At 67.8% G+C, this 7,893-nt stretch carries 9 protein-coding genes, 2 tRNA genes and 3 pseudogenes; 5 read left to right on the forward strand and 9 right to left on the reverse strand.

The features are described 5' to 3' along the window. A pseudogene (locus tag LQV45_RS13510) lies at window positions 1-486 on the reverse strand (type III polyketide synthase); the annotation flags it as partial. Between the two features lie 104 nt (window positions 487-590). Between LQV45_RS13510 and LQV45_RS13515 the strand changes: the two are divergent. Together LQV45_RS13515 and LQV45_RS13520 are read left to right on the forward strand one after the other, a co-directional pair. After that, window positions 591-1,040, forward strand: a complete 450-nt coding sequence (locus tag LQV45_RS13515) for a helix-turn-helix transcriptional regulator (protein ID WP_230007478.1) — start codon at window positions 591-593, stop codon at window positions 1,038-1,040. A gap of 5 nt (window positions 1,041-1,045) precedes the next feature. Continuing rightward, window positions 1,046-1,456 carry a VOC family protein gene (locus LQV45_RS13520; protein ID WP_230007479.1) on the forward strand — a complete coding sequence of 137 codons (411 nt, stop codon included), beginning with the start codon at window positions 1,046-1,048 and terminating at the stop codon, window positions 1,454-1,456. Between the two features lie 59 nt (window positions 1,457-1,515). On the opposite strand, the gene clpX is transcribed toward LQV45_RS13520, so the two are convergent. The 6 genes and pseudogenes from clpX to LQV45_RS13550 form a co-directional block, all read right to left on the reverse strand. Then, on the reverse strand, window positions 1,516-2,784 hold the full coding sequence (clpX, locus tag LQV45_RS13525) for an ATP-dependent Clp protease ATP-binding subunit ClpX (RefSeq protein WP_230007480.1): 1,269 nt from the start codon (window positions 2,782-2,784) through the stop codon (window positions 1,516-1,518). Between the two features lie 241 nt (window positions 2,785-3,025). Further along, window positions 3,026-3,688, reverse strand: a complete 663-nt coding sequence (locus LQV45_RS13530; RefSeq protein WP_138172345.1) for an ATP-dependent Clp protease proteolytic subunit — start codon at window positions 3,686-3,688, stop codon at window positions 3,026-3,028. A 29-nt stretch (window positions 3,689-3,717) separates the two neighbouring features. Further along, window positions 3,718-4,302, reverse strand: a complete 585-nt coding sequence (locus LQV45_RS13535) for an ATP-dependent Clp protease proteolytic subunit (RefSeq protein WP_171024127.1) — start codon at window positions 4,300-4,302, stop codon at window positions 3,718-3,720. Window positions 4,303-4,380: 78 nt separating this feature from the next. Continuing rightward, a complete protein-coding gene (locus LQV45_RS13540; protein ID WP_230007481.1) occupies window positions 4,381-4,869 on the reverse strand; it encodes a tetratricopeptide repeat protein in 489 nt (162 codons plus the stop codon). An 84-nt stretch (window positions 4,870-4,953) separates the two neighbouring features. Then, window positions 4,954-6,417 (reverse strand): annotated as a pseudogene (tig, locus tag LQV45_RS13545) (trigger factor). A 73-nt stretch (window positions 6,418-6,490) separates the two neighbouring features. After that, a tRNA-Pro gene (locus LQV45_RS13550) sits at window positions 6,491-6,564 on the reverse strand. Between the two features lie 124 nt (window positions 6,565-6,688). Here LQV45_RS13550 and LQV45_RS13555 point away from each other — a divergent pair. Both LQV45_RS13555 and LQV45_RS13560 read left to right on the forward strand, forming a co-directional pair. Beyond that, entirely contained in the window at window positions 6,689-6,844 is a 156-nt protein-coding gene (locus LQV45_RS13555; protein ID WP_230007482.1) for a hypothetical protein, read from the forward strand. Then, window positions 6,835-6,908, forward strand: a tRNA-Gly gene (locus tag LQV45_RS13560). Before LQV45_RS13555 ends, LQV45_RS13560 begins: the two co-directional genes overlap by 10 nt. A 73-nt stretch (window positions 6,909-6,981) precedes the next feature. Here the strand turns inward: LQV45_RS13560 and LQV45_RS35670 are convergent. Together LQV45_RS35670 and LQV45_RS13565 are read right to left on the reverse strand one after the other, a co-directional pair. Further along, the gene (locus tag LQV45_RS35670; protein ID WP_290370249.1) at window positions 6,982-7,104 is read right to left on the reverse strand and encodes a hypothetical protein; all 123 of its coding nucleotides are present in this window, start codon (window positions 7,102-7,104) and stop codon (window positions 6,982-6,984) included. A 105-nt stretch (window positions 7,105-7,209) separates the two neighbouring features. Next, a complete protein-coding gene (locus LQV45_RS13565; protein WP_230007483.1) occupies window positions 7,210-7,563 on the reverse strand; it encodes a DUF4190 domain-containing protein in 354 nt (117 codons plus the stop codon). 128 nt (window positions 7,564-7,691) lie between these two features. On the opposite strand from LQV45_RS13565, the pseudogene LQV45_RS13570 reads away from it, so the two are divergent. After that, window positions 7,692-7,893 (forward strand): annotated as a pseudogene (locus LQV45_RS13570) (arsenic resistance protein); the annotation flags it as partial.

The raw sequence follows: 7,893 nt of genomic DNA on the forward strand, positions 1-7,893 counted from the left end.
CGGGAAGGCTGCATAGCAGCCCATAAAGCCGAGGTGGTACCGCTGGACAGCCGGATTCAGGCCGAGGGCCCGGACAATCTTGTAGTCCGGACCGGGATTGAAGAATCCGGTGCAGGAAACCGTGATCAGGTGGGTGATGTCCCGCTCCTCGACGCCCGGGCAGGCATCGAGGGCTTTTTGGGCTGCTTCAATGAAAAGCTTGGTCGCTTCCGTGGCGAAAATGCCGTTCCGGGTCTTGGTGCTGGGGCTGAGCACCAGGCCGGTGGCGGGGTCGAAGAACTGGGGGTTTTCCGCCTTGCTGTCCGCGGTGAGTTCCTCCACCGCCGTGTGCCGCGTGTCGATGGCTGCAGAGTCAAAGCACGTGTTGACGAGCCGGGATCCGAGCCGGGTGAGGCCCGGCTGGGCGGCGAACACGGCCCTGGCCTCGGGCTGGACCAGAATGGTTGGCGGGACTGCAGTTTCCAGAGACCTCAGGTAGACCGTCATGGTTCATTCTCAGCGAGCCTGCCGCCAAAGACAATGGAACGGCCGGAGATTCAGGAACACCTCCGGGCTGGACAACTCCGGCACGACGTAGCACGATCGCACTTGTGACCAGCAAACCCGACCGGGCGCAGCGCTTGCGCGACCTCGCGCTGTTACGCCGCGTCCGCGACCGAATGGACCGGGAATACGCACAGCCGCTGGATGTCGAGGCCCTCGCCCGCGGCGCCCACATGTCCGCCGGGCACCTCAGCCGCGAGTTCCGCCTGGCGTACGGCGAGTCGCCGTACAGCTATCTCATGACACGGCGCATAGAACGCGCGATGACCCTGCTGCGCCGTGGCGACCTGAGCGTCACCGAGGTCTGTTTCACCGTCGGGTTCTCCTCGCTCGGCACGTTCAGTACGCGCTTCACCGAGCTGGTCGGCGTCGCCCCGAGCGTCTATCGGCGCGCGGCGTGCGAGGCGGTGGCGGGAATACCCCCGTGCGTGGAGAAGTTCGTCACCCGTCCGGTCAGGAATCGAGAAGCGCTCCCCACCGCGACGTCATTAGCGTGAGCGCCATGGACATCACGATTCACCAGACCTACCTGCCGCACACCGACCCCGAGGCGTCGCTGACGTTCTACCGCGACGTGTTGGGCTTCGAGGTGCGGAACGACGTCGGCTACGAAGGCATGCGCTGGATCACCGTCGGCCCCGTCGGGCAGCCCGACACGTCGATCGTGCTGCACCCCCCGACCGCCAACCCGGATCTGACCGACGACGAGGGGCGCATGCTGCTCGAGCTCATCGCCAAGGGAACCTACTTCGGCGTGAACCTGGCCACCCCTGACCTCGTGGCGACGTTCGCGGCGCTCGAGTCGGCGGGCGCCGAGGTCGTGCAGGAGCCCACCGAACAGCCCTACGGCGTCTTCGACTGCGCGTTCCGCGATCCCTCGGGGAACATGCTGCGCATCCAGCAGCCCCGGTAGCTCACCGGCCGAGGTCGTGGGCGGGGTCGCCGTGCGTGGCGAGGCCCCGTCCCGCGTGCTCAGGCGCTCTTGCGCTTCTGAGCGAGCACGATCGTCGCGGGCGCACCGTTCTCGACGGCCGCGCGCGTGATGACCACCTTGGCGATGTCGTCGGCCGAGGGCACGTCGAACATGACCGGACCCAGCACGTCCTCGAGGATCGCCCGAAGACCACGCGCGCCGGTCTTGCGGCCCACCGCGAGGTCGGCGATCGCGCGCAGCGCGTCCTCTTCGAACTCCAGCTGCACGCCATCGAGCTCGAACATGCGCTGGTACTGCTTCACCAGGGCGTTGCGCGGGGCCGTGAGGATCTCCATGAGCGCGTCCTGGTCGAGCGGCGACACGGATGCCACGACGGGCAGACGACCGATGAACTCGGGGATCAGACCGAACTTGTGGAGATCTTCGGGCAGGACCTCGCTGAACAGGTCGGGCGCATCTTCTTTGCGGTGCAGCGGAGCGCCGAAACCGACGCCGTGCTTGCCCACGCGGGACGAGATGATCTCTTCGAGTCCCGCGAAGGCGCCGGCCACGATGAACAAGACGTTCGTCGTGTCGATCTGGATGAACTCCTGGTGCGGGTGCTTGCGGCCACCCTGGGGAGGCACCGAGGCGACCGTGCCCTCGAGGATCTTGAGGAGGGCCTGCTGCACGCCCTCGCCCGACACGTCGCGCGTGATCGACGGGTTCTCGGCCTTGCGGGCGATCTTGTCGACCTCGTCGATGTAGATGATGCCGGTCTCAGCGCGCTTCACGTCGAAATCGGCGGCCTGCAGGAGCTTGAGCAGGATGTTCTCGACGTCCTCACCGACGTAGCCGGCCTCGGTGAGGGCCGTGGCATCCGCGACCGCGAACGGGACGTTGAGGCGCTTCGCGAGGGTCTGGGCCAGGTACGTCTTGCCGCACCCCGTGGGTCCGAGCAGCAGGATGTTGCTCTTGGCGATGTCGATCTCTTCGGCGCGCTGCTCGGCGGGCTGCAGGGTGCCGTGCGAGCGCACGCGCTTGTAGTGGTTGTAGACGGCGACCGCCAGGGCGCGCTTCGCGGACTCCTGTCCGACGACGTACTCCTCGAGGAAGCCGAAGATCTCTCGCGGCTTGGGCAGGTCGAAGTCGGCGACCTCGCCGGAGGACGACTCGGCCATGCGCTCTTCGATGATCTCGTTGCAGAGCTCTACGCACTCGTCGCAGATGTACACGCCGGGACCGGCGATCAGCTGCTGCACCTGCTTCTGGCTTTTGCCGCAGAAGGAGCATTTGAACAGGTCGGCGCTCTCTCCGATGCGTGCCATGCCCGTCCTCCTCGTCACCCGGCCCACTCGCCCGAGTGCCTCCGAGCCTAACCGCTGCCCACGACAATCGAGGGCATTTGCGCGAGTGCCGTTCGTCTGATCGCCACGGGCGGACACGAGGGGGCGGCCTCCGGGCCCGGCATCCGCTCTCCTTCAGCCATTCACGCGTGAGTCGGCCAGAAGACCCGGACGCGGCGATGCCCCGCCAGGGGGATTCCGGCGGGGCATCGATGGGGGGCGCTTAGGCGGTCAGGGCCGCCGGGACGCGCTTGCGCGTCGTCAGGACCTGGTCGACGATGCCGTACTCCATCGCCTCCTGAGCCGAGAGGATCTTGTCGCGGTCGATGTCCTTGTTGACCTTCGCGACGTCCTGGCCGGTGTGACGGGCCATGGTCTCTTCGAGCCACGTGCGCATGCGCATGATCTCGGCAGCCTGGATCTCGATGTCCGACGCCTGACCGTGACCGGACTCGCCGACGGCGGGCTGGTGGATCAGGATGCGGGCGTTGGGCAGAGCCAGACGCTTGCCAGGGGCGCCGGCCGCCAGCAGCACCGACGCAGCGGACGCGGCCTGGCCGAGCACGACGGTCTGGATCTGCGGCGAGACGTACTGCATCGTGTCGTAGATCGCCGTCATGGCCGTGAAGGAGCCACCGGGCGAGTTGATGTACATGATGATGTCGCGGTCGGGGTCTTGCGACTCGAGCACGAGCAGCTGAGCCATGACGTCGTCGGCCGACGCGTCGTCGACCTGGACGCCTAGGAAGATCACGCGGTCTTCGAAGAGCTTGTTGTACGGGTCCTGGCGCTTGTAGCCGTAGGCCGTCCGCTCCTCGAACTGGGGCAGGATGTAGCGGCTGCTCGGCATGTGTGCGGCGCCGCCGCCGAAGGTGGGAGTGTGCATTGCGGTGTCCTTTCCTCTCGCCCTCGGCCTCAGGCCGCGGTTCCGCCGCCGCCGGCGACGTCGGTGGCGTGCTCACGCATGTGGTCGACGAAGCCGTACTCGAGTGCCTCGGCCGCGCTGAACCAGCGGTCGCGGTCGCCGTCGGCGTTGATCTGCTCGACGCTCTTGCCCGTCTGGGCCGCGGTGATCTCGGCGAGACGCTTCTTCATGTCGAGGATGAGCTGCGCCTGCGTCTGGATGTCGCTCGCGGTTCCGCCGAAGCCGCCGTGCGGCTGGTGGAGCAGGACGCGGGCGTTGGGCGTGATGTAGCGCTTGCCCTTGGTGCCGCTGGTCAGCAGGAGCTGGCCCATCGAGGCGGCCATGCCGATGCCGACCGTGACGATGTCGTTGGGCACGAACTGCATGGTGTCGTAGATCGCCATGCCGGCCGTGATCGAGCCGCCGGGCGAGTTGATGTAGAGGTAGATGTCCTTCTGCGAGTCCTCGGCTGCCAGCAGCAGGATCTTGGCGCAGATCTCGTTGGCGTTCTCGTCACGCACCTCCGAACCGAGCCAGATGATGCGGTCCTTGAGCAGCCTGTCGAAGACGCTCGTTGCCATAAGGGGTTCGGGCATGTGTGCTCCTCTTCCGGTGATCTGCAACGAATCTACCGGCGTGGTTCGGGGCGGGTCGCCGTGTTCGCCGCGGGCGGATCAGGCGTGTCCGTCCGCGATCTCGCGGGCATAGCCGGTCACGGAACGGGTATAGCGCGGGAGGTGCGGAGCCAGGGCGACGAGAGCGAGGGATGCCGCGCGCTCGGCCTCTCCGGCCGACACGAGCGCCAGGGCGTAGAACGCCGCAGCCGCGTCGTGCAGGGGCCCGCGCGGCTCGCGCTCGTACTCGGCGCGCAACAGCGCCAGGGACTCGTCGACCTTGCCGAGGTTGCGGATCGTGCTGGCCAACTGGATCGTCGCGCGCGTGCGGCGCTCGTCGTCGAGGCCGAGGGCGAGAGCGCGACGGTAAAGATCCTCGGCCTCCGACTCGAGACCGGCAGAATCGCGGGCTCCCGCGCGCTCGAACAGCGCAACGGCGTCGTCCTCCGGTCGCTCGGCCGCGAGAGCGTCGATGGCGTCGATCACCTGAGTCTCGGTGAGCGTGTCGTCCGCCCACACCGTGTCGACACGGTCCTGCCAGTCGTCCATGGGGTTCCTTCCCGGTCGAGTCGCTGAAGACAACAGGGGGCGGATGCCGTGGCATCCACCCCCTGTCGAGATGACGATCGAGTCTTACTCGCTGTCGTCGGCCTTCTCGGCGGCCTTCTTCTTGGCGGGAGCGCGCTTCTTGGCGGGGGCCTTCTTGGGGGCCTCCTCGGCGGCGGCTTCCTCGGCCTCGACGACGGCATCCGCGTCGGCCGCGGCGTCGGCGATCTCCTGGGCCTCTTCGACGACCTCGTCCTCGGCGGCCTCTTCGCCCTCGACCGCGATGAAACCGGTCAGGTCGACCGGCTTGCCGTTGGAGTCGACGACGGTGACCTTGCCGAGGGCGATCGCGAGCGCCTTGTTGCGGGCGACCTCGCCGACCATCGCGGGCAGCTGGTTGCCCTGCTGCAGAGCGTTGACGAAGTCCTGCGGAGCCATGCCGTACTGGGCGGCCGACTGGATCAGGTACTGCGTCAGCTCGTCCTGCGACACCTGCACGTCGGCATCCTCGGCGATCTTGTCGAGGATCATCTGCGTGCGGAACTGCTTCTCGCTCGCCTCGGTGACCTCGGCGCGGTGCACGTCGTCCTCGAGGCGGTTCTCGCCCTCGAGGTGGTTGTGGACCTCGTCCTCGATGAGCTGCGGCGGCACGGGGATCTCGACGGCCTCGATGAGCGCCTCGACGAACTTGTCGCGCGCGGCGGCACCCTGCGTGAAGACCGACTGCTCCGAGACGCGCTCGGCAAGCGACGCCCGCAGCTCGGCAAGAGTGTCGAACTCGGATGCCATCTGGGCGAAGTCGTCGTCGGCCTCGGGGAGCTCGCGCTCCTTCACGGCGGTGATCGTGACCGCGACCTCGGCCTCTTCGCCGGCGTGGTCGCCACCGACGAGCTTCGAGCGGAACGTGGTCTGCTCGTCGGCGGTGAGCGAGTCGATGGCCTCATCGATGCCCTCGAGCAGCTCGCCGGAGCCGACCTCGTAGGACACCCCTTCGGCGCGGTCGATCTCGGCGCCGTCGATCGTGGCGACGAGGTCGAGCTCGACGAAATCACCCGTGGCGGCCGGACGGTCGACGGTCACGAGCGTGCCGAAGCGGGCGCGCAGGCGGTCGAGCTCGGCATCCACCGCGGCGTCATCGGCCTCGACGGCGTCGACGGTCACGGTGATCGTGTCGTAGGCGGGCAGGTCGAACTCGGGACGCACGTCGACCTCGACGTCGATCACGAGGTCGCCGGAGTAGTCCTTGAGCTCGGGCAGCTCGACGATCTCGGCGCTGGGACGGCCGAAGACGCGCAGCTCCTGGTCCTCGACGGCCTGGCGGTAGACCCCGTCGAGCCCCTAGTTGACGGCGTGCTCGATGACGGCGCCGCGACCGATGCGCTGGTCGATGATCGGCGCGGGCACCTTGCCCTTGCGGAAGCCGGGGATCTGCACGTCCTGCGCGATGTGCTCGTAGGCGTGGCTGATGCTCGGCTTGAGTTCGTCGGGCGAGACCGTGATGTGGAGCTTGACCCGGGTCGGGCTGAGCTTCTCGACGGTGCTGTTGACCATGCGGTGTGTTCTCCTCGTGTGGCCCGCGCGGACGCGGGGGCCGGCTAGGCCTGTGGTCTGTGGGGCCGTTGCGTCGGGGCGACAGGATTTGAACCTGCGGCCTCCCGCTCCCAAAGCGGGCGCTCTACCAAGCTGAGCTACGCCCCGGAGCGACGCGCAGCACGCGTTCGACGAAACGACCCCTGGAAGTCTAGTCGATCGGGCCGCATGGGCCGGTGTGAGCGCGATCGGGTTGTCGCGGCGGGCGTTCTCGGCGTCACGAGAACAGGCGATGCATCGGGAACAGGCCGATTTCCGGCGGATCGCCCTGTTCTCGCGCCGCGCCCTGTTCTCGGCATCGAGCCGCGCGCACCGGTCTCGTGTTCAGGGCACGTCCACGCGTGAAGTAGAGTGGATGCCGCTGCGGTTCGCCGCCGCGGGGATGTAGCTCAATGGTAGAGCCTCAGTCTTCCAAACTGATGGTGCGGGTTCGATTCCCGTCATCCCCTCCACGACCGCCTCGACGGTCCGCTCCTTCCGCTTCGCGCCCCACCCGCGGCGCGGCGCGGCCGACTGGACGCGGAGTCAGTCGACGATCCAAGCGCACCCAGTCCGCGGCACGGTCTGCGCCTTCGCCCGATACGCCGTCCACATCATGAGCAGACCGGCGGCGAGCAACGGGGCGGCGGTGCTGAGCGCGATGATCACGGGGTTCTCCGTTCGTGACGGTCGACGTGGGCGAATCCCCCAACCTCCCATCGCAACGCGAGGGCCCGCCACCGACGGTGACGGGCCCTGGCCAGAAGCGCGCTTCTAGCGGCTGACCGTGGTGCAGGAGACCTCGGCGCCCGCGACGATGACGGTGCCCGAGAAGTCCACCGCTTCACAGGCCTGGTAGGCCTCGGTGGCCACGCCGATGACGGAGGCCACCGAGATGATCACGACGATCGCGACGATGGTCAGCAGGGCCCCGACGATGATCGCCGCGATCGCGGGACCGTTCTTGTATCCGGCCTTGCGGCTCTGCACGAGCGCGACGATCCCGAGGATCAGACCGATGACGTTGAAGAAGATGGCGACGATGAGGGCGACGATGCCGAGGGTCTTGCCGGGGACGGTTCCCGCGGCGGCCGACGGCGCCGGGGGCGGGGTGGGTGCAGTGGTCATGGTGACTCCAGATGACGAGGGTTCGGGTGTTTCAGGCGAGATTGTAGCGCTCCGCGGCGTCTTCCTGAACATCGCCTGACTATTTTCTTTGGCGTGGCTGGGAGTGCAGGCACCGTAGGCTCGGGGCGATGACGACGTGGGCGGACCGCCAGCAGATCCCGCTCTACGTGAGCGGCATGCTCGTGGGCGCGGCGATCGGGCTCCTTGCGCCTCGCACTGCTCCGGTTTTCGAGACTCTCGTCGGCCCTGCCCTCGTCTTGCTGCTGTTCGCCACGTTCCTCGCTGTCCCGTTCGCCGACGCCCGCCGCAGCCTCGGCGACCTGCGCTTCG

The sequence above is a fragment of the Microbacterium sp. Bi128 genome (assembly GCF_918698205.1).

Bases quoted from the DNA above. Each gene is read 5' to 3' on its own strand.
- clpX (WP_230007480.1), bottom strand. From the start codon at position 2,784: ATGGCACGCATCGGAGAGAGCGCCGACCTGTTCAAATGCTCCTTCTGC.
- LQV45_RS13555 (WP_230007482.1), top strand. From the start codon at position 6,689: ATGCATCGGGAACAGGCCGATTTCCGGCGGATCGCCCTGTTCTCGCGC.
- LQV45_RS13520 (WP_230007479.1), top strand. From the start codon at position 1,046: ATGGACATCACGATTCACCAGACCTACCTGCCGCACACCGACCCCGAG.
- LQV45_RS13540 (WP_230007481.1), bottom strand. From the start codon at position 4,869: ATGGACGACTGGCAGGACCGTGTCGACACGGTGTGGGCGGACGACACG.
- LQV45_RS13565 (WP_230007483.1), bottom strand. From the start codon at position 7,563: ATGACCACTGCACCCACCCCGCCCCCGGCGCCGTCGGCCGCCGCGGGA.
- LQV45_RS13530 (WP_138172345.1), bottom strand. From the start codon at position 3,688: ATGCACACTCCCACCTTCGGCGGCGGCGCCGCACACATGCCGAGCAGC.
- LQV45_RS13535 (WP_171024127.1), bottom strand. From the start codon at position 4,302: ATGCCCGAACCCCTTATGGCAACGAGCGTCTTCGACAGGCTGCTCAAG.